22 protein-coding genes are annotated in these 22,403 nt (G+C 71.4%); 10 read left to right on the top strand and 12 right to left on the bottom strand.

Annotated elements, in window-relative coordinates:
• The first annotated feature begins 561 nt into the window (after positions 1 to 561).
• Positions 562 to 2,241 carry a S8 family peptidase gene (locus ACH442_RS34395; protein ID WP_396342232.1) on the top strand — a complete coding sequence of 560 codons (1,680 nt, stop codon included), beginning with the start codon at positions 562 to 564 and terminating at the stop codon, positions 2,239 to 2,241.
• 150 nt (positions 2,242 to 2,391) lie between these two features.
• Here ACH442_RS34395 and ACH442_RS34390 read toward each other — a convergent pair whose 3' ends face one another.
• The gene (locus ACH442_RS34390; RefSeq protein ID WP_396342231.1) at positions 2,392 to 2,874 is read right to left on the bottom strand and encodes an NADPH-dependent FMN reductase; all 483 of its coding nucleotides are present in this window, start codon (positions 2,872 to 2,874) and stop codon (positions 2,392 to 2,394) included.
• Between the two features lie 305 nt (positions 2,875 to 3,179).
• Between ACH442_RS34390 and ACH442_RS34385 the strand changes: the two genes are divergently transcribed.
• Complete coding sequence (locus ACH442_RS34385; protein WP_396342230.1) at positions 3,180 to 3,704, top strand: winged helix-turn-helix domain-containing protein; 525 nt, start codon at positions 3,180 to 3,182, stop codon at positions 3,702 to 3,704.
• Between the two features lie 187 nt (positions 3,705 to 3,891).
• Positions 3,892 to 4,932, top strand: a complete 1,041-nt coding sequence (locus ACH442_RS34380) for a S1 family peptidase (protein ID WP_396342229.1) — start codon at positions 3,892 to 3,894, stop codon at positions 4,930 to 4,932.
• Between the two features lie 103 nt (positions 4,933 to 5,035).
• On the opposite strand, the gene ACH442_RS34375 is transcribed toward ACH442_RS34380, so the two are convergent.
• Positions 5,036 to 6,055: a hypothetical protein gene (locus tag ACH442_RS34375; protein WP_396342228.1), complete on the bottom strand. Its 1,020-nt coding sequence runs from the start codon at positions 6,053 to 6,055 to the stop codon at positions 5,036 to 5,038.
• Positions 6,056 to 6,234: 179 nt separating this feature from the next.
• Here ACH442_RS34375 and ACH442_RS34370 point away from each other — a divergent pair, with 179 nt between their 5' ends.
• A complete protein-coding gene (locus ACH442_RS34370; RefSeq protein ID WP_396342227.1) occupies positions 6,235 to 7,143 on the top strand; it encodes a serine hydrolase in 909 nt (302 codons plus the stop codon).
• Here the strand turns inward: ACH442_RS34370 and ACH442_RS34365 are convergent.
• Together ACH442_RS34365 and ACH442_RS34360 are read right to left on the bottom strand one after the other, a co-directional pair.
• Entirely contained in the window at positions 7,133 to 7,720 is a 588-nt protein-coding gene (locus tag ACH442_RS34365) for a DedA family protein (protein WP_396342226.1), read from the bottom strand. The two genes, ACH442_RS34370 and ACH442_RS34365, sit on opposite strands and share 11 nt — an antisense overlap.
• The gene (locus ACH442_RS34360; RefSeq protein WP_396342225.1) at positions 7,717 to 8,493 is read right to left on the bottom strand and encodes an MBL fold metallo-hydrolase; all 777 of its coding nucleotides are present in this window, start codon (positions 8,491 to 8,493) and stop codon (positions 7,717 to 7,719) included. The genes ACH442_RS34365 and ACH442_RS34360 overlap by 4 nt, the downstream gene beginning before the upstream one ends.
• A gap of 337 nt (positions 8,494 to 8,830) precedes the next feature.
• On the opposite strand from ACH442_RS34360, the gene ACH442_RS34355 reads away from it, so the two are divergent.
• Genes ACH442_RS34355 through ACH442_RS34340 form a run of 4 tightly spaced genes read left to right on the top strand, consistent with a single transcriptional unit; the run spans position 8,831 to position 13,045 of the window.
• Positions 8,831 to 9,778: a diacylglycerol/lipid kinase family protein gene (locus ACH442_RS34355; protein WP_396342224.1), complete on the top strand. Its 948-nt coding sequence runs from the start codon at positions 8,831 to 8,833 to the stop codon at positions 9,776 to 9,778.
• Positions 9,775 to 10,779: a YihY/virulence factor BrkB family protein gene (locus ACH442_RS34350; protein ID WP_396342223.1), complete on the top strand. Its 1,005-nt coding sequence runs from the start codon at positions 9,775 to 9,777 to the stop codon at positions 10,777 to 10,779. Before ACH442_RS34355 ends, ACH442_RS34350 begins: the two co-directional genes overlap by 4 nt.
• Before the next feature lie 35 nt (positions 10,780 to 10,814).
• Positions 10,815 to 12,272, top strand: a complete 1,458-nt coding sequence (locus ACH442_RS34345) for a phosphatase PAP2 family protein (protein ID WP_396342222.1) — start codon at positions 10,815 to 10,817, stop codon at positions 12,270 to 12,272.
• Complete coding sequence (locus ACH442_RS34340; RefSeq protein ID WP_396342221.1) at positions 12,272 to 13,045, top strand: endonuclease/exonuclease/phosphatase family protein; 774 nt, start codon at positions 12,272 to 12,274, stop codon at positions 13,043 to 13,045. The genes ACH442_RS34345 and ACH442_RS34340 overlap by 1 nt, the downstream gene beginning before the upstream one ends.
• A gap of 237 nt (positions 13,046 to 13,282) precedes the next feature.
• On the opposite strand, the gene ACH442_RS34335 is transcribed toward ACH442_RS34340, so the two are convergent.
• Both ACH442_RS34335 and ACH442_RS34330 read right to left on the bottom strand, forming a co-directional pair.
• Positions 13,283 to 14,563: an ammonium transporter gene (locus ACH442_RS34335; RefSeq protein WP_396342220.1), complete on the bottom strand. Its 1,281-nt coding sequence runs from the start codon at positions 14,561 to 14,563 to the stop codon at positions 13,283 to 13,285.
• Between the two features lie 57 nt (positions 14,564 to 14,620).
• Complete coding sequence (locus ACH442_RS34330; protein WP_396342219.1) at positions 14,621 to 15,091, bottom strand: GNAT family N-acetyltransferase; 471 nt, start codon at positions 15,089 to 15,091, stop codon at positions 14,621 to 14,623.
• Between the two features lie 28 nt (positions 15,092 to 15,119).
• On the opposite strand from ACH442_RS34330, the gene ACH442_RS34325 reads away from it, so the two are divergent.
• Complete coding sequence (locus ACH442_RS34325; RefSeq protein ID WP_396342218.1) at positions 15,120 to 15,629, top strand: DUF664 domain-containing protein; 510 nt, start codon at positions 15,120 to 15,122, stop codon at positions 15,627 to 15,629.
• A gap of 144 nt (positions 15,630 to 15,773) precedes the next feature.
• Here the strand turns inward: ACH442_RS34325 and ACH442_RS34320 are convergent, their stop codons facing one another.
• A complete protein-coding gene (locus ACH442_RS34320; RefSeq protein ID WP_396342217.1) occupies positions 15,774 to 17,357 on the bottom strand; it encodes a diguanylate cyclase in 1,584 nt (527 codons plus the stop codon).
• 91 nt (positions 17,358 to 17,448) lie between these two features.
• Positions 17,449 to 18,945, bottom strand: coding sequence for a fibronectin type III domain-containing protein (locus ACH442_RS34315; protein WP_396342216.1), 1,497 nt, complete (start codon positions 18,943 to 18,945; stop codon positions 17,449 to 17,451).
• Positions 18,946 to 19,022: 77 nt separating this feature from the next.
• Here ACH442_RS34315 and ACH442_RS34310 point away from each other — a divergent pair, with 77 nt between their 5' ends.
• The gene (locus tag ACH442_RS34310; protein WP_396342215.1) at positions 19,023 to 19,910 is read left to right on the top strand and encodes a hypothetical protein; all 888 of its coding nucleotides are present in this window, start codon (positions 19,023 to 19,025) and stop codon (positions 19,908 to 19,910) included.
• Here the strand turns inward: ACH442_RS34310 and ACH442_RS34305 are convergent.
• The 4 genes from ACH442_RS34305 to ACH442_RS34290 all read right to left on the bottom strand — a co-directional run bounded on the left by ACH442_RS34305 (position 19,905) and on the right by ACH442_RS34290 (position 22,283).
• Positions 19,905 to 20,090, bottom strand: coding sequence for a DUF4236 domain-containing protein (locus tag ACH442_RS34305; RefSeq protein ID WP_396342214.1), 186 nt, complete (start codon positions 20,088 to 20,090; stop codon positions 19,905 to 19,907). The two genes, ACH442_RS34310 and ACH442_RS34305, sit on opposite strands and share 6 nt — an antisense overlap.
• Before the next feature lie 149 nt (positions 20,091 to 20,239).
• Complete coding sequence (locus ACH442_RS34300; RefSeq protein ID WP_203742665.1) at positions 20,240 to 20,695, bottom strand: Rrf2 family transcriptional regulator; 456 nt, start codon at positions 20,693 to 20,695, stop codon at positions 20,240 to 20,242.
• Positions 20,696 to 20,761: 66 nt separating this feature from the next.
• Positions 20,762 to 21,643, bottom strand: coding sequence for a helix-turn-helix domain-containing protein (locus ACH442_RS34295; RefSeq protein WP_396342213.1), 882 nt, complete (start codon positions 21,641 to 21,643; stop codon positions 20,762 to 20,764).
• Positions 21,644 to 21,851: 208 nt separating this feature from the next.
• A complete protein-coding gene (locus ACH442_RS34290; protein ID WP_020514863.1) occupies positions 21,852 to 22,283 on the bottom strand; it encodes an SsgA family sporulation/cell division regulator in 432 nt (143 codons plus the stop codon).
• Positions 22,284 to 22,403: the final 120 nt, after the last annotated feature.

Raw genomic sequence — 22,403 nt, 5'->3', positions numbered from 1 at the left:
GGTACTGCACTCGGGAGGGTGTGGGAGAGTAGGACGCCGCCGGACTCAACTTCGAGAAACGCCCACCCGGGTAACGGGTGGGCGTTTCTTTTTGCATGCCTAAAAACCATGCCAGGGTTGCGGCGAGCAAATCGCTGGCGGGTTTCCCGGCCGGTTCTCATGAGCGTTGTTCGTGCCTCATGACGCCCACGAGAACCAGCCGGGACCGGGACTGGGCCGCCGTGCTGGTGCGGGCCGGGGGTAGGTGGGGTTCGGGGTGGTTCGGGGGCTCAACCGAGCGGGGGCGCGGCCGATCACGGCGGCATGCGTAAGTGGACCTTCGGTGCGTTCCTGACCTCGGCGGTTGCCGCCTCGGCGGCTCTGGCTGCACCCACCCCCGCGCTCGCCGCCGGTGCAGCACCCTCGGGGCGAACCGCCGGGACCGTCGTCGGGACGGGATCGGCCAGCACCGGGTCGGCTGAGACCGCGTTGTCCGGGACCGGGCCGGCTGGGACCGGGTCAGCCGGGAACGTTGTCGGGGCGGACGCGCCGGGGGCGGTGGCGGGGCGGTACATCGTGACGATGAAGAGCCGAGGCACCGGTCCGAACGTGCACAGCCTCGGCGTCGGCAGGGTGCTGCGCAGCTTCCACACGATCCCCGGCTATGCGGCGCAGCTGACCGCGGCCGAGGCCCGCCGTCTGGCCGCCGACCCGTCGGTGCGGTCGGTGGAGCAGGACCGCCGGGTGCGTATCGCCGGAACGCAGGAGGGTGTGCGGGGCGGGCGGGTGCGGGTTGCCGGTGGGCAGGAAAGTGTTTCGGGTGGCCAGGCACGGGTCGCCGGCACGCAGGGCGGTGGGCGGGGCGGCTTGGTGCGGGCGGCTGGGGCGCAGAAGAACCCGACGTGGGGCCTGGACCGGATCGACCAGCGTGCGTCGAAGGTCTCCCTCTCCTACACCCCGACCGACGACGGTTCCGCCGTGCACGCCTACGTGATCGACACCGGCATCCGCATCTCGCACCAGGAGTTCGGCGGTCGCGCCTCCTACGGCTACGACTTCGCCGACGGCGACAGCAACGCCTCGGACTGCAACGGCCACGGCACGCACGTCGCCGGCACGATCGGCGGCACCCACTACGGCGTCGCGAAGAAGGTGCAGCTGGTCGCGGTGCGGGTGTTGGACTGCGACGGCGGCGGCTACCTGTCCGACGTGATCGACGGCGTGGACTGGGTGACCGAGCACGCGATCAAGCCGGCGGTGGCGAACATGAGCATGGGCGGTGACCGCAGCCCGTCCCTGGATTTCGCTGTTCAGGAGTCGATCGCGTCGGGCGTCACGTACGTCGTGGCGGCCGGTAACGAAAACATGAATGCGACGTCGAGCAGTCCGGCCGACCTGGCCGCGGCGGTCACGGTCGGTGCGACCGACGGCAAGGACCGGCGGGCGTACTTCTCCAACTACGGCGGCGTGGTCGACCTTTTCGCGCCGGGTGTGAACATCCGCTCGTCGGTGGCGAACAGCAACACCGCGACGGCCGTCTACAGCGGTACGTCGATGGCGTCGCCGCACGTGGCCGGCGCGGCCGCCCTGCTCCTGGACGGGAGCCCGTCGCTGACTCCGGCTCAGGTCTCCGCCCGGCTCGTGGCGAACGCCACCACCGGCAAGGTCGCCGACCGCAAGGGGTCGCCGGATCGGCTGTTGTTCGTCCCGGCGCCGCCCGCGAAGCCGGTCATCGCGACGACTCGTGCCGCCGGGGGAACGGCCGGTACGCCGTACACGGGAAGGGTGAATCTGAAAGCGGGACGCACGGGAAGCTGGTCGGTGGCGGCCGGTGCGATGCCGCCCGGTCTGGTGTTGCACAGCTCGGGTGTGATCACCGGCATGCCGGAGACGCCGGGGGAGTTCTCGGTGTCCGTGCGGTTCACCGACTACGTGCCGCAGGCGGTCACCCGGACCATCGTGATCCCGATCGGGGCCGACGCTCCGGTGCTCGACGACACGGGGCTGCCGGAGGGTCTGGCCGAGGCGGGTTACGAGGCGCGGCTGAGCACGCTGGACGGGCGGAGCGGCACGTGGACGGTGTCCTCGGGCACGTTGCCGGCCGGGCTGGTGCTGGACTCGTCGACCGGCGTGATCAGTGGCGTGCCGGGGACGGTCGAGGGGGAGACGGCCAGGTTCACCGTGACGTTCACCGACGGCTGGGGCGGCAGCGTCTCCGGCGATTTCACGATCACGATCCGCCCGGCGGACGACCAGAGCTGAGCGCGACGTCCGGCGGCCGATCAGAGCTGAGCGATCTGCCCGGCGGCCGATCAGAGCTGAGCGATCTGCCCGGCGGCCGATCAGAGCTGAGGAAGGGTGGCCGCCGTCTCCCGGAGCGACCGGGAGGCGGCGGCCACACGTCTCAAGGGGTTACCAGTCGACCGCCGCCGCGTACTTCTGGGCGATCTCGGCCGTCTCCGGAAGGTCGGCCTCGACAACAAGCAGCCCGGGCTGGATCACGGTCGCCCCGAGCTCGCCGAGCAGCTGGCGCAGCAGCGCCTCGGCCGCGGCGGCCTGGGGCGCGACCCCGGCGGTGACGACCGGCACGGCGCGTTTCCCGGCGAGGGCCTGGTTCTGCAGCTGGTCCAGCAGCACCTTGAGCACGCCGGTGTAGCTGCCCTTGTAGGTCGGGGTGGCCACGACCAGCAGATCAGCGGCGTTGAGCGCGGCGACCGCGGCCGCGGTCGGTTCGTCGCCCTCGGTGAGCAGCCCGGTGCCGAGCTCGCCGACCTCGATCACGGTGGGCGCGGGCGCGCCGAGCCGGGCGGCGATCGCCGCGCCGACCGCGATGGCCAGGGCGGAGGTCCGTGACCCGGCGCGTGGGTTGCCGGACACCACAACGATTCCTGTCATCGGGTTCCCCTCATGTGTTCCACCAGTTGAGAATTTTTCGTCCTGCCTCACCCTGCGGGGTGTTCGGCCTTTGGTCAACGGTGATCCCAAATCCTAGTAAAAATATCGGTCTAGTCGGTAAATGGCCAGGTAGGACGGTCGCAAAGCGGCTGGCCGCGCCCGCCGTGGCGCCGATTTCGCCGCGCAGGGCCCGGTGTGATGTGGCGCTCGTGACCAGCATGCGGTATGCCTATCTAACAGATAGGAATTGTATCCTTGCCAGGTGCCACCGGATCCGGTGGCAGTCGCCGTTGAAGGAGACGCACATGTCCGCGCTCGCCATCGCCCATCCGCGCGCCACCCATTCTCGCCCTGAGCTGCGCCCGGTGCCTGACCTGAAGGACGAGGGCGCGCCCGTCACGGTCACGATCAGCATCGCCGGCGGCAGCGGTGGCCGCGACCGGGTGCTGGCCGCGCTGCGGGAGCTCGTCGAGGCGGCCGGCCCCGGCGCCGCCGTCGAGGTGGATCTGCCCGAGGTCGCCGCCGGCCAGGACGGGGGGATCGTCCTGGACCCGCGGGCGCGCACCGCGCTGCGTGACGGCAAGCGGCTGGACCTGAGCCGCTTGGAGTACGACTTGCTCCTGTTCCTCGCTCAGCATCCGCGCCAGGTGTTCAGCCGGACGCAGCTGCTCACTCACGTCTGGGGGCACCGCCACACCACCAACCGCACCGTGGACGTGCACGTGAGCCGGCTGCGGACCAAGCTCGACGACCCGGAGCTGATCACGACGGTCTACGGCCTGGGTTACCGGCTCGCCGACGACGCGCCCATCGCGGTGCTGGACCGGTGATGTGCATTCATCCCGAAGGGGTCATAGCCTGACACTATGGGACCTAGGTTTCCGCAGCTCAGCGAAGACTTGATCACTATTGTGTCGGATTGACCACTCCTTGCAAGGTCATTGATCAACTTGAATACTTGCGAGCACGGGCATGCCGGACCGGTATGCCACCTACCCAATCCCCCTGGGAGGAACCGTGCTCAACCCGAAGCTTCGCCGACCGATCGTCGGCCTGGCGGTCGGCATGCTGGTGGGCAGCGGCCTGATCGCGACGTCACCCGCCACGGCAGCCCCGGCCGTGGGTGACGCGTCCTTCGCGCCGTCCGCGCTGGCCAGCAAGCTGGACGACCAGTTGGGCACCCGTGACGCCGGGTCCTACCTGGACGCCTCCGGCAAGCTGGTGGTCAACGTCACCGACGCCACCACGGCCGCCGAGGTGTCCAAGGCCGGTGCGACCCCGCGGTACGTGAGCCGCAGCGGCGCCACGCTCGCCGCCGCCGACGCCAACCTGAAGGCGAACCTGAAGACGCCCGGCACCGCGTTCGCCGTCGACCCGGTCACCAACCAGGTCGTGGTCAGCGTCGACGAGAGCGTCACCGGCGCCAAGCTGGCCGCGGTCAAGGCCACCGTCGCCAAGCTGGGCGACAACGCCCGGATCGAGACCATCGCCGGCAAGATCAGCACCCGGATCTCCGGTGGCGACGCGATCTACACCGGCAGCGCGCGCTGCTCGCTCGGCTTCAACGTGCAGAACAGCTCCGGCACCAAGTACTTCCTGACCGCCGGACACTGCACCAACGTCGGCGCCACCTGGACCAGCGGCTCCACCACGCTGGGCACGCGGGCCGGCACCAGCTTCCCGGGCAACGACTACGGCATCGTGAGGTACACCACCACGTCGGTCACGATCAGCGGCGCGGTCGGCTCCCAGGACATCACCTCGGCCGGCACTCCGGCCGTCGGCGCCACGGTCTACCGCCGCGGCTCCACCACGGGCATCCACTCCGGCCGGGTCACCGCGCTGAACAGCACGGTCAACTACTCGGAGGGCTCGGTCTCCGGCCTCATCCGGACCACCGTCTGCGCCGAGCCGGGCGACAGCGGCGGCTCGCTCTACTCCGGCACCACCGCGCTGGGCCTGACCTCGGGCGGCAGCGGCAACTGCTCCTCCGGCGGCGTCACCTACTTCCAGCCGGTCGTCGAGCCGCTGAGCGCTTACGGCGTCTCGGTCTTCTGATCCGGGTCGCGCTCCACGGAGAATGCCGGTCTTCCCTGCGAAGACCGGCATTTCCCACGATCAACACCCTTTTCCCGTACGGCCATGGCCGCCCGCCTCAGGATCAGTGCTTCACGTGATGGTCCTCGGTGCGCTCCTCGCCCCGGCGGCGCAGCAGCTTGAGCCCGGGCAGGCCGGCGATCGCCAGATGCAGGTCCTCGGTGACCTCGAGGAGCTTGTGCAGGTCGGGCCCGACCTGGTCGAGCTTGTTGAGCAGCGGCATCACGTCGTCGACCAGGTGGTCGCGCAGCGCCGGCAGCTGGTCGACCATCCGGATCGCGGCGGTGACCTCCTCCGGCGTCAGCTCGTCGACGAACCGCGCGGCCAGCGGGGCGGCCTTGCGCAGCGTCGGCGCATAGTCGTCGAGCAGCTCGGTGGCGACCCCGGCGGCCTGGTCGGCGCGCCCGACCACGGCCGACGCGCGGTCCGCGACGGCGGAGGCCTCGTCCACGATGCCTTGCGCCGCCGCGCTGACCTGCCCGGCCTGGGCGACGAGGTCACGGGCGGCGTTGCTGATCGAGCCGGCGTCGGTGACGACCCCGCGGGCCGCCGCGCTGACCGCGCCCGCCTCGGCGACGAGCTCGGCGGCCGAGGTGGTCAGCGAGCCGGCCTCGATGACGATCGTGCCGGCCGCGTCGGCGGTGGTGGCGGCCCGGCGGACCAGGTCGCCGGCGGCGGTCGAGATGGCTCCGGCCTCCTCGACGGTCAGGGCCGCGGCCGTGGTGATCGCCCGCACCTCGCCGAGCAGCGTCTCGGCCGCGGTGGTGATCGTGCGGACCTCGGCGATCGTCGCGTCGGCGTCGGCCGTCACCTTCTGCACGCCGGTGATCGCGCTTTCGGCGGTGGTGGTCACCGTGGTGACCCGCCGGAGCAGTTCCTCGGCCTGGCCGATGGCCAGTCCGGCCCGGTTGACCAGCAGTTCCGCTTGGCCGAGCAGGCCCAGCGCGCGCACCGGGACGCTGGCCACGGCCCCCGCGGTCTCGATCACCTGGCCGATCGCGGCGCGGGTCAGGTCGGCGGCGACGGCCGGCGCGGCCAGCGCGGCGCGGGACATCTGGACGGCTCGGGACAGCAGGGAAGCCATGTCCCCATTCTGCTCTGCGGTGGCACGTCCGGCCCGTCGAGCGCGTCAGGGGAGACGGACGGCACGCCTGGTGACCGACCGTGGCGGTGCTGCGGCGGACGGTAGAAACATGGTCATTCCCGCATGATTCATAGCTACCGGCGCCACCACTGTCCGGCTGAACAGGGCATCATGCTGGGGTGCAGCGTTCCTCGAAGTGGCTTGTGGCGATGGCGACCGTGATCGTCCTCGGAGGTGTGGCCTTGCTCGCCAAGGGTGTGATCGGCAGCGAGAGCGCGAGCGCCACCTACCTGACCGGTGGTGCGTCGACGGCGTCACCGTCACCGTCCCCGACCGGCCCCAGCAAGGAAGAGCTGGCCAAGGCCGCGTGGGACAAGAAGGCCAAGTCGCTGGAGACGGCCCTGACGAAGTACGCCGCGACCGTCCCCGAGTTCTCGGTCGCCGTGCTCGACAAGAAGACCGGCCTGACGTACGCGTTCCGCGGCGACGAGAAGTACGAGACCGCCAGCATCGTCAAGGTGCAGGTCCTCGCCTGCCTGCTGCTGACCGCCCAGGACGCCGGCCGCAAGGTCACCACCCAGGAGGACGGCTGGGCCAAGCTGATGATCCGCAACAGCGACAACGACGCGACCATCGCGCTCTTCGCCCACCTCGGCAAGCAGTCCGCGATCCAGAAGTGCGACAAGCGGATGGGCCTGACCCAGACCACGGTGAACAAGTCGTGGGGCCTGACCACCACCACGGTCAAGGACCAGGTGAAACTGCTGGCGCAGCTGGTGTCCGACAAAAGCCCGCTGACCGCCGCCTCCCGGAAGTACGCGCACACGCTGATGAGCACGGTCAACCCGGCGCAGCAGTGGGGCGTCCCGGCCGCGGCCAAGGACGGCGAGGAGTTCACGGTGAAGAACGGCTGGCTCTCCCGCTCGACCGAGAACAACCTCTACATCATCAACTCGGTCGGCCGGGTCACCGGTGACGACACGGACGTCTCGATCGCGGTCCTCTCGCACCGCAACAAGTCCGAGGTGAGCGGGCACAAGCTGGTCGAGACCGCGGCGAAGATGACCCGGACCTACCTCAAGTACTAGGGCTCGACCTTGCCGTGGCGCGCTTGTTCCACCAGCTCACGGCCTGGTTGACGACGAGGATCAGGACGATCGCGGCGACGACCCCCTGCCACGGTTCCGGGAAGATCGAGCCGCCGGCCACGCCGATCGCGGCGTAGACGGCCGACCACAGTGCGCAGGCCGGCAGGTTGGCGCTGACGAACGTACGCCAGGAGAGGCCCGCGAACGCGGCGGCGAGCAGCACCGGGACGCGACCGCCGGGGATCAGCCGGGACACCAGGAGCACCTGGATCTCGTGGGCCTTCAGCCGCTCCTTGACCGAGGCCAGGTGCTCCTCGTCGCGCAGCCAGCGCAGCCGCCGGGCGAGCTTCTCGCCGCCGAACCGGCACATCGCGTACATCACCAGGTCGCCGACGTAGGCGCCGGCCGCGCCGAATGCCACCACCAGCACGATCGTCACCGGGTGATGCTCGTGGAAGGCGAGCGCGGCACCGCTGCTGACCGCCGCCCCGGTCGGCACGATCGGGATGATCGCGCCGAAGCAGACCACCGCGAAGAGCCAGGCGAGCGTGCCGAGCGCCCCGAGGGTGACGATCACGCGGCCGGTCCCAGGGTCAGCGTCTCGCCCTGCGCCAGCACCCGGACCCGCGTTTCCGGCGAGGTGCGCGCGGCCTGCTCGGCGAACCGGGAGCCCGGCTCGGCGAACATGTGTTGCCGCACCCGGCCCATCCCGATCGGCCACAGCGTGCCGTAGTGCACCGGCACCGCCCAGGACGCCTTCACCCGCCGCAGCGCCTCGGCGCCGTCGGCCGGGTCGAGGTGACCGTGCGCCCCGAGGGTCGGACCCCAGCCACCGACCGGGATCAGCGCGAGGTCGAGGGGACCGAGGTCGTGCATCTCGTCGAAGAGGCCGGTGTCCCCGGCGTACCAGATGCGGGAATTGCCCTCGACCACGAAGCCGATGGCGGCGGCCCGCTCGCGGGACCACGGACCACGTCCGCCGTCGTGCCGCGCCGGGACGGCGCGCACGCGGACCGCGCCGACCTCGACCTCATCACCCGGGGCGACCTCGACACAACGCCGCGCCGCGTCCCGGCCGAGGGCTCGCGCGGTGAAGGCCGCCGCTCCGCGGGGGACGATCAGAAGCGGATTTCCCGGTACGGCCTTGAGCGACCCGACGTGGAAATGATCGGCGTGCAGGTGCGAGAGCAGGATCACGTCCGGAGCGCCGGGCAACCGGGGGGACGGGCCGGCCATGCGCCGCAGATGGGCGAGCCGATCGGTCAGCACCGGATCGGTGAGCAGCGTGACACCCGAGTCGGCGAGCCAGACGGTGCTGTGGCCCCACCAGGTGACCGATGTCGTGCTCACCGGTCCACGGTACCCAGCCGCCGGAGCACCAATCCGCACCGGAGTACTTACGCCCGCTGGGTGACCCGGGAACCGGGGTGGCGCACGGTGCGGATCGTCGCGCGGGGGTGTGGTGCGTCCGGAAGGTCAGGACCGCCTCGCCGGAGTGGCGAAAGCGGCGTCGCCGGAGCCGAGGCGTGTCCGACGGTGCAGGTGGTGGTACCCGTCCGGCCACGGTCCGGTACGGATCGGCCGGTTCCGGGGGTACGTCGAGCGGGTCACCCGAGAAAGTGTGCTCTCTGGGGAAGGGAGTGATTCCTGAGTCGCAGCTGTGACTTTGCTCGGGCAAAATGTGGCCGTGACAGGACCTCGTTCGGCCGTTGTGGTGAACCCCGCCAAGGTGACCGATCTCGATCAATTCCGGAGTTCCGTCCGGTCCACGCTGACGAAGGCCGGCTGGCCGGAGCCCGCGTGGTACGAGACGACCCCCGAGGACACCGGCCGTGGCCAGGCGAAGAAAGCCGTCGCCGAGGGCGCCGAGCTGGTCTTCGCGTGCGGGGGCGACGGCACGGTGACCGCGGTGGTGACCGCGCTGACCGGCACCGGCGTGGCGCTGGCGGTGCTGCCCGCCGGGACCGGGAACCTGCTCGCGGCCAACCTCGGGCTGGGCACCGACCCGGCGGCCGGGCTGCAGGTCGCGCTGGAGGGCGGTCGCCGCAGGATCGACGTCGGGGTGATCGGCGACCAGTGCTTCGTGGTGATGGCCGGAATGGGGTTCGACGCGATGATGCTGCAGGACACCTCCGAGCGGGCGAAGAAGCACATCGGCTGGCCGGCCTACCTGCTCGGGGCGGCCAAGCACCTGCTGGACCGGCCGATGCGAGTGCGGATCCGGCTGGACGGCGGTGCGCCGATGCCCCGCCGGGCGCAGACCGTGATCGTCGGGAACGTGGGCCGGCTGCAGGGCGGGGTGCGACTGCTCAAGCGGGCGGTGCCCGACGACGGCAAGTTCAACGTGGCGATCGTCAGCCCGAACAACCTGGTGCACTGGGCGTGGCTGATCGCCGGGGTCGCCAGCCGCCGCGAGCGCATCCCGCGGATGGAGACGTACACCGCGTCCCGGGTGGAGATCTACAGCAACCACGCGCAGCCACGGCAGCTCGACGGCGATCTCATCGCGTCGGGCAAGGCCATGAAGATCTCCCTACGGCACAAGGCTCTTCTGCTCTGTGTGCCGCAGCCGGACGCGGATCCGGACCTCGCCTACGACGCGCAGGCGGTCGCCCGGCGGGCCACGTCGCGATGAGCAGCACCGAACCGGTCCCCGAGACCAAGACGATGGCCGGGGACGAGCTCTCCGCCGACGACGCGTACCTCGCGTTGCGCAACTACGGCGGGTGGCCGCTGCTGCGGGACGCGTTCATCCGGTTCCGGTACGGCGACGGGTTCAGCCACTCGCGGGCGTTCGCGCTGCAGCTGTGCCTGGCGATCGTGCCGTTCCTCATCGCGCTCTCCGGGCTCGCCACCGACCTGGGCGTCGAGGCCGGCGGCGAGGTGGTGGCCGACACCGTGATCGCGCTGACCCCGGGCGCCAGCGAACCGGTGGTGCGCGAACTGCTGGTCGACGACGAGCGCACCGAGGACGCCGGCGAGCTGGCCCTGGTGCTCGGTCTGATCACCGGGCTGATCGCGCTGACCACCGCAATGGCCCAGGTCGAGCGGGGCGCCAACCGCATCTACGGCGTCGAGCGGGATCGGCCGGCGCTGTACAAGTACATCCGGGCCACGGTCCTCGCGTTCACCGCCGGGCTGCCGGCCCTCTTCGGCTTCCTCATCCTGGTGGCGGGACGGGCCGCCGGGGAGTCGGCCGAGCATCGGTTCCACATAGCCGGCTGGATCCGGGTCGGGTGGGACCTGGTGCGCTGGCCGGTGAGCCTGGTCCTGATCGTCGTCGCGGTCGGCGCGCTCTTCCGGCACTCGCCGCGACGCCAGCAACCGGCGCTGTCCTGGCTGCTGTTCGGGGCGGTGGTGGCGACCGTGCTGTGGTGGGCGGCGAGCCTGCTCCTGGCCGGGTATGTACGGGTCAGCGGCAGTTTCGGGGCGACCTACGGCCCGCTGACGGCGATGATGGCGCTGCTGCTCTGGGCCAACCTCACCGGGATGGCTTTCTTCCTGGGTCTGGCGTTCGCGGCCCAGCTGGAGGCCCGGCGGGTCGGGGCGAAACCGGCCCGGCCCGACCAGTGGGAACCGCCCACGGACGTGCCCAAGCAGCGCCACGCCGGTGTACCGACCGACTCCACGGGGTAGTAGACGCGGCACCCCCAACCACCTGGGAGCGTGCCGTGTCGTCTGACAACCGCCTCGTGGAACGGACCGGCTGGGCGCCGGTCCGGCACTTCGCCGAACGCAGCGTTCTCGGCCTGATCGCGGTGATCGCGGTCGGGCTCGGGTTCGCCGCGCTCCTGCTGCTCGTGCGGTTCCACTGGACGCCGCTGCAGGACCTGGACCACAGCGTCGCCGAAGGACTGAACCGGCAGGTCGCCGGCTCGGACACCGCGGTGAAGGTGTTGCAGCAGATCTCCTCTTTCGGCGGGCGGGTCTTCATGATCTCGCTGGTCACCATCGTGGTCGCGATGCTGCTGATCCGGCGGCGGCAGCGGCTCGCGCTCTACCTGATCGTCACCGGGGCCGGGGCGCTGATCCTCGACCCGTCGCTGAAGGCGCTGGTCGGGCGGGTGCGGCCGGTGGTGGAGTCGCCCGTCGCCCACGCCCCCGGCAACAGTTTCCCGAGCGGGCACGCGCTCGGCTCGATGGTCGTCTACGGGATGCTCGCGCTGGTGCTCCTTCCGGCCGTACGGCGGAAATGGCGTCCCTTGTTCCTCGGCCTGATCGCACTGATCGTGGCACTGATCGGGTTCAGCCGGATCGCGCTCGGCGTGCACTTCCTCTCCGACGTGCTCGCCGGGTGGCTGCTCGGCATCGCCTGGATCAGCACCACCGCGTACGCGTTCCGGGTCTGGCGCCGCGAGGCCGGTCACACGCCGTCCCGGCCGGCCGCCGAGGGCCTCGAGCCGGAAGCCGCCCCCGACCTGGAGCCGGCTCCGGCCGAGGAGGCCGTGCTGCCGCACCCGTGGGTCAAGGGCGCCGAGATCCTGGTCGGCTGGGTGCTCACGTTCGGCCTGCTCTACGGGGTCGGCTACACCGCCACGCGGTGGAACCCGAGCTGGGACGACGGCTTCGACCGCTGGCTGCAGACGTTCCGCACCGCGGATCTGGACAAGCTGAGCTGGCTGTGGAGCAAGGCCGGGGACACGCACGCGATCCTGGCGATCTCGCTGGTCGTCTGCCCGCTCGCGCTCGCGCTGTGGCGGCAGTGGCGTCCGGTGCTCTTCCTCGTGCTGGCCATGTTCGGCGAGCTCACCCTGTTCCTGACCAGCGCCGCCGCGGTCGGCCGGCCCCGGCCCGGCGTCGAGCAGATGGACGGGCACATGCCGACGTCGTCGTTCCCGTCCGGGCACATCGCCGCCACGATCTGCCTGTGGAGCGCGATCGCGATCATCGTGATGGCCCGGGTCCGCAGCCCCTGGCGGTGGGTGTTCCCGGCGCTCGCGGTGCTGATGCCGCTCGGCGTGGCGATGTCCCGGATGTACCGCGGGATGCACCACCCGACCGACGTGTTCGGGGCCTGTCTGCTTGCGGCGGCCTGGCTGTCGGTGCTGTGGTGGGTTGTCCGGCCGAATGCGCACGCGGTCACCGCGACCGAGGCGGCGGTGGAGAACCGGCAACTGGTGGTCGCCTGATGCGCTTCATGTCGTGGAACATCAAGACCGGTGGGGTCGACCGGGGGCAGCGTTTCCGGCTGCCGGCGATCGCCGAGGTGATCGCAGCCGAGAAACCCGACATCCTGTGCCTGCAGGAGCTGCGGGACTTCACCCGCAACGACGGGCGGCGGATGACCGAACTGGCCGGGGCGGTCGGGATGACCGCGCACCTGGCCCGGTCACTGATCGGGATGCCGGTCGCGGTGCTGGTCCGTGACCCGCTGCGCTTCACGCACACGGCGAGTGTCACCTGGCGGCTGCACCACGCGGCCGCGGTCGCCGTGATCGCGACCGGAGGCGAGCCGCTGACCGTGGTCAGCGCGCACCTGAACCCGTTCTCGCCGTTCCGCCGGATGCGCGAGGCCCGCTGGCTCGCCGCCCGGTACGTCGATTACGTCGTGGTCGCCGGTGACCTCAACGGGCTCGACCCGGTCAGCGACCACACCGCGGCGCTGGAGAGTCAGCCGCTGCTGTTCCGCAAACGGCACCTCTACCCGGACGGGCGGGTCGACAGCCGGGCGCTCGCGGCGTTCGCCTCGGCCGGGCTGGTCGACCTGTGGGGCACGGCCGGCCGCGGGGACGGGCGGACCGTGCCGACCACGCAGGGCGGCGGGCGCGAGTTCGGCGGCATGCGCCTCGACTACGCGCTGGCCTCGCCGTCGGTGGCGGCGCACGCGCACGACATGCGGGTGATCCGCGGCGGCCCGTCCGAGCACGCCTCCGACCACTACCCGATCCGCGTCGACCTCTGACAGCGCGGTCGTACGAGCTGCCGTCGGCAGACCGGACGCACAGCGCGCGCTCGTTGCCGTGAACGGGCCCCGTCGGGCGGCTCGCGGTCGCCGGCCGGCGCTGAAGGCCGTTCTGGTCTCGGGAACCAGCCGTGAGGGCCGGCCGGAGACGGTGCGGCGCGCTGCCGGCGGAGGTCGCGCGGGAGCGTCAGGGGCGCGGGCTCACGGCGTACGGGCGCCTGGGGTTGATCTTCGGGGTCAGGCCTCGACGGGGTGGCGGGTGGCGTGGCCGGAGTGGGCGCCGGCAACGCCCAGGTCGTAGGCGGATTCGCCGTGCAGCGCCAGGTCGAGGCCGCCGTGTTCGTGCTCGCTGGTGACCCGGAAGCCGATCGTGCGGTTCAGGACCGTCGCGATGACCCACGTGGCCGCGAACGAGAACGCCGCCACCGTGATCGCGGCGAGCGCCTGCCGGCCGAAGAGCGAGAGGCCGCCGCCGAAGAACAGCCCCCGCGGGCCGCCGGTGGCCGTGGCGGTGGCGAGCAGACCGATGAGGATCGTCCCGAGGAAGCCGCCGACGCCGTGCACTCCGGCCACGTCGAGCGAGTCGTCGAGGCCGAGCCGGTGCTTGAGGCCGACGACCCAGCCGCACAGGGCGCCCGCGGCGACACCGATCAGCAGGGCGCAGAACGGGTTCACCGAGCCGCACGCCGGCGTGATCGCGACCAGTCCGGCGACCGCCCCGGACGCCGCGCCGAGCGTGGTGGCATGCCCGTCACGCAGGCGTTCGACGATCAGCCAGCCGGCGATCCCGGCCGCGCCGGACACCTGGGTGTTGAAGAACGCGAGCGCCGCCGACCCGTTCGCGGCCAGCGCCGACCCGGCGTTGAAGCCGAACCAGCCGAACCAGAGCAGCCCGGCGCCGAGCACCACCAGCGGCAGGCTGTGCGGGCGCATCGGCTCGGAACGGAAGCCCAGCCGCTGACCGAGAACGATCGCCAGGGCCAGCCCGGAGGCACCTGAGTTGATCTCGACGACAGTGCCGCCGGCCAGGTCCAGGATCCGCAGGTGCGCGGCGATCCAGCCGTGCGGGGAGAAGACCCAGTGCGCGACCGGCGCGTAGACCAGCGTCACCCAGATCGCCACGAACACCACCCAGGTGCTGAACTTCGCCCGGTCCGCGATGGCGCCGCTGAGCAGGGCGGCCGTGATGATCGCGAACATCATCTGGAAGGCCGCGAAGACCAGCGTGGGCGTCGAGCCGGTGATCGCATCCGGTCCGATGCCGGCCATCCCGGCCAGGCTCAGGTTCCCGATCAGGCCGTCCCCGGTGTCCGGCCCGAACGCCAGCGAGTAGCCGTAGGTCACCCAGATCACGCTGACCACGGCCAGGCAGGCGAACGTCATCATCAGCATGTTCAGTGTGCTCTTGATCCGCACCATGCCGCCGTAGAAGAGGGCCAGGCCGGGGATCATCAGCAGCACCAGAGCGGCGCTGACCAGCAGCCAGGCGGTGTCCCCGGAGTTCATCTGTGCGGGCATGACGGTCAGCGTCACGGTGATCGGTTTCGGGACGGCCACCCATGGGTTTCCGACGTGTTACAACCGGATCTCCAGGGTGATCTCGTCGCGGAGAGGAATCCCGTACTCCCCGACCAGGGGGATCGACGGCTTGACGGCGCGGGCGGCGTCGACCGCATCCGGCGTCACCGCCACGATCCGGAAACCACGACGCTGATAGAAACGCAGCGCATCCAGATTGTCGTTGGTCGTCACCACCCACAGCCGGGCCGGGGCCAGCTCGCGCGTGGCCTCGACCAGGGCGCTGCCCACGCCGGCGCCGGAGGTGAACGCATTCAGCGAGACGATCTCCAGGGCGTCGCCGTCGAGGTGGAACGTCAGCAGGCCGGCCACCTCGCCGTCGCGCTCGGCGATCAGGGCCGGGAGCTCGGCCGCGTCGTACGTGACACCGTGCACCACCAGGATCGGGGCGCCCCACGCCTCGCTGATCAGGCGTTTCACCGTTTCGCGGTCGCCGGGACCGGCACGTCGTACCCGCAGAGCAGTCATCTCGTCATCCAAGCTGCATACTCGCGGCATGACGATCGAGTTTCCGTCGCCGACCCGTCCTGCCGCCGGCACCGCCGACGTCTTCTCGGGCTACCTGACGTACTTCCGTGACACGCTGCTCGCCAAGGTCTCGGCCCTGCCCGACGCCGAACGCCGGACCAGCCGCCTGCCCTCCGGCTGGACCCCGCTCGAACTGGTCAAACATCTGCGGTACGTCGAACTGCGCTGGATCGAGTGGGGATTCGAGGGGGTGGCATTCGACGACCCGTGGGGTGACCGCAACGTCGACCGCTGGTACGTGGCGCCGGAGGAGAGCTTCACCGAGCTGGCCGAGGCGCTGCGGACACAGGGGGCACACACCGACGCGGTGATCGCGAAGACCGAGTTGAGCGCGGTGGGGAAGCCGGGGCCGCGCTGGGACGGTGCTGACCCGCCGACTCTGGAGCGGATCCTGTTCCACCTGGTGCAGGAGTATGCGCGGCACGTCGGTCACGTGGACATCGTGGTGGAGCTGTCGGTCGGCGCCGTCGGCGAATGACCGGCTCGGAGCACCGGCCCACCCCGGCTGCCCGGCCGGCAGCGGGCGGCCGGGCAGCCGGGGTGTCTCGGGTGGCTTGAGGCACCCCGGGGCCCGGCCGAGAGCGGGCGGCCGGCTCGCGGGCAGACCGGAGCGGCGCGTCGGTCAGATCGCCGGGTCGGCGACGACCCGGTCGCGGCCACTGCGCTTGGCGGCGTAAAGGTTGCGGTCCGCCTGCGACAGCATCGTCGTCACGCTGCCGTTCCCGTCCAGCGAGGTGGTCACCCCGATGCTGGTCGTCACCGGCAGGCTGCCGGTGATCGGGCCCCACGCGTGCGCACGGATCCGCAACCGCAGCCGCTCGCAGCGGACCGCCGCCTCCTCCGGGCCCACCCCGGGGAAGACCAGGAGGAACTCCTCCCCACCCATCCGGGCGGCCAGGGCCGGCCCGGGGGTGGCCTCCTCCAGCAGTTCGGCCACGTTCTGCAGGACGCTGTCACCGGTGGCGTGCGAGAGCGTGTCGTTGACCCGCTTGAAGTGGTCGAGGTCGACGATGGCGAGCGAGATCGGCTCGCCGCCGGCCACCGCCTCCTGCAGCAGGGCGGGCAGCCGTTCGTTGAGGTAGCGGCGGTTGTAGAGCCCGGTCAGCGCGTCCCGGTGGGCCATCTCGCGGAAGTGCTCGCTGGCCCGTCGCGCCTCATTGGCCTCGAAGACGGCCTGCAGCGCGCGGGCCCGGGCGTCGCGCTGCGCGGAGAGCAGCGCGGTGGTCTCGGTGTGGAAGGCGCGGTGCTCCTCGTACGCCTCGGCGTAACGCCCGGTCGCGGCGTACAGCGCGGCCTGTTCCTCGCGGATCCGGGCGCGCACCGCGGCGAGCCCACGCTCCTTGCAGATCCGCAGGTTGGCGTCGAGGGCGGCCTGCGCCTCCGGGTAGCGCCCGGCGAGGCGGCGGGCCAGCGCCAGGGTGAGCTGGCACTCGGCGATCGCGTCGCCCTCGTTCGCCGCGACCAGGTCGGCCAGCACCGGGGTGAGCAGCGCCTCCACCTCGTCGTAGTGGCCGCCCATCAGCTCGACGCGGGCCATCGTGTCGAACTCGTTCGCGCCGAAGCGGTGACCGGTCCGGGCCTGCAGTTCGTGCATCTCGGTGACCAGTGCGCGGGCGGTGGCCTCGTCGTCGGTCTCGTACGCGCTGTAGACCATGTTGTTCAGCGCCAGGATGGTCATCTCGTGGTCACCGCCGGCCTTGGCGAGCGCCAGCGCCTCCCGCGCGCGGCGTTCGCCCTCATCGCGGGAACCGGACTCCTCCAGGGCCACCGACAGCGACATCAGCAGCTGGGCGCGCATGGTGACCGGCCAGTCCTCCCGCATGTGGGCGACGGACTGGACGGCGTGCTTGAGCCCGTCGGCGGAGTCGCCGACGTATCGGTAGAAGAGCGACAGATAGCGGTGCGCCCGGGCCAGCAGGTGTAGCGACTTGTGTTCCTCGGCCCAGGCCCGGACACGGTGGGCGGTCTGGCCGCCCTCGCCGATCCGGCCCTCGCGCAGGTCGACGGAGGCGAGCAGCAGATCGGCGCGATGGAAGAGCTCCTCGGCACCGAGTTCGCCGGCCCTGCGGCGGATCTCGGCGGCGGGCTCGCGGATGGTACGGAACTGGGAGTTGGGCCGCCCCTCCAGCTCCGTCACGGCAGCCTCGAGCGCACCGAGCTCGTCGAGCCCGGTGGTGGGGACACAGTTCGCCGTCTCGGTCGTCACTGTCCCTGCTTCCTGTAGTCGCCGTGACGGCCAACACTCCGGCGCCACGGGAGCAAGACGGTTCCCCGTCGGGTGCGATCCGGGTGCATGGTCACCGGGCCGTGCAGACGGGCGCGGAGGCGGCGAGTTCGCCGCCGGAGGTCTGCACCGCGACGGTGAAGCAGTAGTCCGGCTGGTCGTTGAGGTTGTAGACCTCGTAGCCGGTGGCGCCGGGGGAGAGCCGCTGGAACTCGGCCGGTGGCTGCCCGCTGCGCCCACCGGAGATCACCACCAGGCCGGTCGCGGACGCCGGGTAGATCCAGCTCAGGGAGACGCTGGCACCGTTGTCGCGCAGGGTCACCCGCTCCGGTGAGCCGGGCGCGCCCGGGCCGGCGGTGACCGGGGCGGGCGCAACGCTCGCCGGGGGCGCGGCCGGCGGGGTGGTGGCGCCGTCCGCGTCGGGCAGCGTCACGATCACCGCGGCCGCGGCGACCGCGACCCCACCGGCCAGGGCCGCGGCGAGCAGCGCGGGGTGGCTGCCGCGACGGCGCCCGGCCGTGTCGTCCGGTGGTGGCCCGGCGGGGCCGGGCGGCCCGTAGTCGGGCGCGCGGTGCCCGGGCAGCGGCGGCGGGGTGTCGGCGCGGGCGTGCCGGCCGACCGGGTCACCGGGCAGGCGCAGGTCGCTCAGGTAGAACGGCTGCTGGTAGATCGTGCCGTTGGCGTCGGTGGCCAGATTGTCGGGCGGCGGCTGGGTGGCGTCGTCGAGCGTGTCGTCCGGCGCCGGCAGGTATTTCGTCGTCGGTTTCCGGCCGCCGGGGTCGGGGACCGTGGGCCGCCGGGGGAAAGGGCGGAAGCCGCCCGGCCGCGGCTCGGTGTCGTCGTCGCGGCCGGGCCGGGTCATCCGCCCGCAGGTGTGGCGGCCGGAACGCTCGCCGGCGACCAGCGCGGCGGCCTGCCGGGTCAGCAGGTGACCGGCCGGCAGGTGCTCCTCGGCCAGGCGCAGCGCGGTGCCCAGGTGGTCGCGGGAGGCGGCGTCGCGCCCGCACTCGCGTTCCATGGCACCGAGGCGGGCCAGCATCTTGATGCTGGCGGGCGCCGACTCCCCGTACCTCCGGTGGTGGCGACGCCAGGCGCCGGTCAGGCGGGCGCGGGCGGCGGCACAGTGCCCGGCCGCGTGCTCGGCGGTGGCCAGATCGGCCTCGGCGGCCAGCACGCGCGGCGAATCCGGGTCGTCGACGTGGGACAGCTCGCCGACCAGATCGTGATAGACGAGGGCGGCCCGTCCGTACTGCCCGATGAGGTGCAGGACCGCGGCGTGGGTCGCGGCCGCGGCGATGGTGCGCTCGTCGCGCGGGCCGTGCAGCTGCTCCTCGGCGGCATGGGCAAAAGCGGCCCAGAGCCGGGCCGACTGCGGGTCGCCGAGCGCGATCAGGACCCGGGCGAAGAGGGCGGCGGCGACGGCGAGCTCGGCGGTGGCGCGGCGGGGGTCGGCATCCGCGGTGCGCAGGACCTCGGCGAGAACGGCTCGGGCGCCGGTCAGATCACCGGCTGACGAGAGGGTCTGTGCCTGGGCGGTGAGTTCGGCGAGCGGAGGAGCCACATGTCTCATAGTGCTCGTGCGAATACCCTGGGTACAAGTCTTGGGGTGTGACGGCCGGTACGAAGTGGACGGGGTAGAACATCCGCATGTCAGTCACCACGGTCAAACGCGAACTGCTGATCCGCCATCTCGAAGCGTGGGCGCCGACGGCGTTGCATCGCGGGCGCCGGGCCATCTATCTGCACGGATACGCCGACGTGGACGCGGGCGCGAGTGCTGAGGCGGCGGTCCGGGTGCTTGCCGATCTGCCCGATCTGGCCCGCGGGCGAGAGCTGTCCATGGTGGCCGTGGGTGACGACATGACGACAATCACTGCGCGGCTCGGCGAGGTCCAGCAGCAGGCGGGGGCCGGGGCGGGACTGTCCGTTCTTGCCATCGCGGCGCCGGTCGCTGTCGCGTTGCGGGCGGCCGGGGCAAAAAACGTACCGACGCTGGGTTTTCTCGATGCCGGAAGCGCGAGTGAGCCGCCCGCGGTGACCACCGTGACGGCGCTGTCGGCGGGCCGGCCGGCCGAGGTGCTGCTGGTGCTGCCGCCCGGATCGTCGCCTGATCCCTATCGGGCGGCCGGCTTCCCGCTGGTCACCGCGGCGGAGCTGGCCACCGGCGACGAGCCGGGTCAGGTGGTGGTGTTCCTGACCGGGTCCGGCAAGAGCCTGGAGCACTTCAAGGAGGCGCTCTGGGCGGTCGATGAGTTCGCCGGGGTGCGGCTGCGCGACCCCGGTGATCCCGAACGCCACCTGATCGACATCTCGCTGCAGCCGCACCCCGGCCCGTTGCGCCGGGAGATCCTGGCGTACCTGGCCGGGGTGGGTGCGGCGACGGTCAGCGATCTGCGGACGTTCACGCTGACCGAAACGGTCTATCGAGCGGCGGACGCGAGCCGCGTCCTGCACCTGATGCTCGACGCTCGCGTGGTCACCCGCGACCCGGAACACGGCCGGCTCGGCGGGGACGTGCTGATCACCGCGTCATGACCGGGAGCGGGACTTGTCCTGCTTCCAGGAGAGCGGGCCGGGCAGATCGACGCGGTGCGCCCGGGTCTTGGAGTTCCACGACCAGCGGCCGATCTTGAGGCTCCACGACGAGTAACCGTTCTCGGTGAAGTTCAGGATCAGCGGACCGAACTTCTTGCGACTGCGGAACACGAGGCCCATCGGAACGTCTCCTTCGGGGGGAACAGCTGTGCGATGACAGCACGTTTCCCGATCGGACGTTTCGACAAACGTCATCCCGCGTCGGCCGACGATCAAGCCCGTCTGCGCGTACGAGGGTCAGGGGCCGGCTGCGGCCGGCCGGTGGACCGTCAGCGAGGCTGCCAGGCGTCCGGACGCGTGGTCAGCTTGCGGACGTGCGCGGGCATCCGGCCGCTGATCAGCTCGGCGAGACTGACCTCGTCGAGCACCTCGCGGACCGCGGCCCGCACCGCGATCCACAGATTCGGCAGGTTCTCGGCGGCGCCCGTGTACTGCGTCTCCTCCGGACGGAGGCCACGCACACCGGCGAGCGGACCGTCGACCGCCCGGATGATCTGGCCGATCGTCACGTCCCGCGGTGGGTGGGACAGTGTGTACCCACCCTCGGCGCCGCGTTGTGCCCTCACCACCCCGGCACGGCGGAGATCGGCGAGCACCGCTTCGAGGAACTTGCGGGGCATTTCCTGGTCTTGGGCAATGGCCTGGGCGGACATCAGTGCCGGGTAGGCCTGCGCCAAGCTGAGCGCTGCCCGGACCGCGTAGTCGCCGCGCGCGGAGATCTGCACGCGACCATTCTGCCTCGCCGTCGCACCCGCGATGCACATACCCCACGGCTATATGGGAATTAACGCTCAGTCAGCGGGCCGTCGCTGTCCCGGAATGCCTCCGGACTGCTCGCCGGGACCGCCCCGGAAGTGGCCCGGACTCAGCCCGGTCTCCCGGTGGAAGAACCGCCCGAAGTTGGTCGGCTCGGCGAAGCCCAGACTCCGGCCCACCTCGGCCACCGACAGCTCGGTGGCGGCGAGCAGCCGGCGGGCCTGCAGGGCGACCCGGTCGTCGACCACCTGTTTGGCTGTCCGGCCGGTCACCGCGAGGCTGGCCCGGGTCAGGGTGCGGACCGAACAGCCCAGCTCGGCCGCGTAGTCCTCGACCCGGCGGCTGTGCGGATAACCTTCCTCCAGGCGGCGCCGGAACCTCTCGAAGGTCCGCCGCTCCACGTTCGCGGGGTCCCCGCCGTCACCGTCCAGCAGGTGGATCCGCAGCAGCAGCGCGGCGAGCTGATGGCGCAGCACGGCGGCGGCGATCCGGCCCGGCGGGCCGGCGGCGTCGGCCGCGATGTGGTCGAACGAGGTGCGGAACACCTCCGGGTCCGGCAGGACCAGTGGTGTCCGGGCCGGCCCGTCCGGATCGTCGGGGAACAACCCGGGAAGTTCCTCCGGCCCGAACAGCCCCGGCCGGAAGACGACCGTGGCGGTGCCGGTCGGCGGACCGCCCGTCTCGAAGTGGACAGCCTGGCCCGGACGCACCCAGAGGAGGGTGCCCGGGCCGGCGAGGTGCGCGGTGAAATCTACGTCGGCGTGCACGGGCCCCGTAGTGGTCAGCACGAGTGCGTGACACTCGAGCAACCCGGTGGCGGATCCCGCCGCCACCGGCAGGGCGCATGCGCCGACCCCCGCCCACTCGGGCGGTTCACTGGATGGCGCGCGCTCGGCGCGATGAATGAGTGCTGGCATCGTGCCTGACGGTAACCGTCGATGGACGTCAACGCATCCCTTACTGCACTACCCGGGTTATTTGTCCGTTTCGTGCCTCGGTATTCGCTATACGTCCGATTCCGATTCCTTTTCGGAGATCCAGACCTTTCCCGGATAAAGGGCGACCCGTACGGACCGGCAGTGTCCGTACGGGTCGCCCTTGGCCGCTTTTGTGACTATCCGCCTGTCACCTACCGGCGAGCAGGCGGTTGACCGCCGCGTCGACGTCCAGATGTTCGGATTCCCGGCCGCGGGGCACCACCACATAGGTGCGCCGCAGGAATCGGACGAGGACGCTACGCGGCACCTCGAACAGCGCGTTGCCGTCAGGTGACGACAACGCCAGAGCGACGAAGTCCCCCCGCGGCGTGGCCCACGGCCACACCCGGACATCGCCGATACCGGCCGGCTCGTCGAGGCCGGTGACCAGCAGTTCCCTTGCGAATGACCAGCTCACGGCTTCCCCACCGGCTGATTCCGCATGGAACAACACATGGACCGCGTACGGGTCCGCCGGGTCGTAGCGCAGACTGGCGCGAACCGGCAGTGCCGTCGCGTCTGGTGCTACGAGCCGCAGCGAGGTCTCGACCTCGACGGTCGTTGGACGAATGGTACTCATGGACGAACTCCCCCCGGCACCGCTGCGAGGCTGGTGAACCCCGCGTTTCCCATACTCAGGTGATCCCTGTCATTACGCTCCGCCATACGCTGATCTCACCCAGTAGTGGGAAGACGGTTC

This window comes from Actinoplanes sp. NPDC020271 (assembly GCF_044388125.1).
Taxonomy (GTDB): Bacteria; Actinomycetota; Actinomycetes; order Mycobacteriales; family Micromonosporaceae; genus Actinoplanes.
The sequence above is the reverse complement of the archived record's forward strand: the minus strand, read 5'-3'. Positions and strand labels throughout refer to the sequence as shown.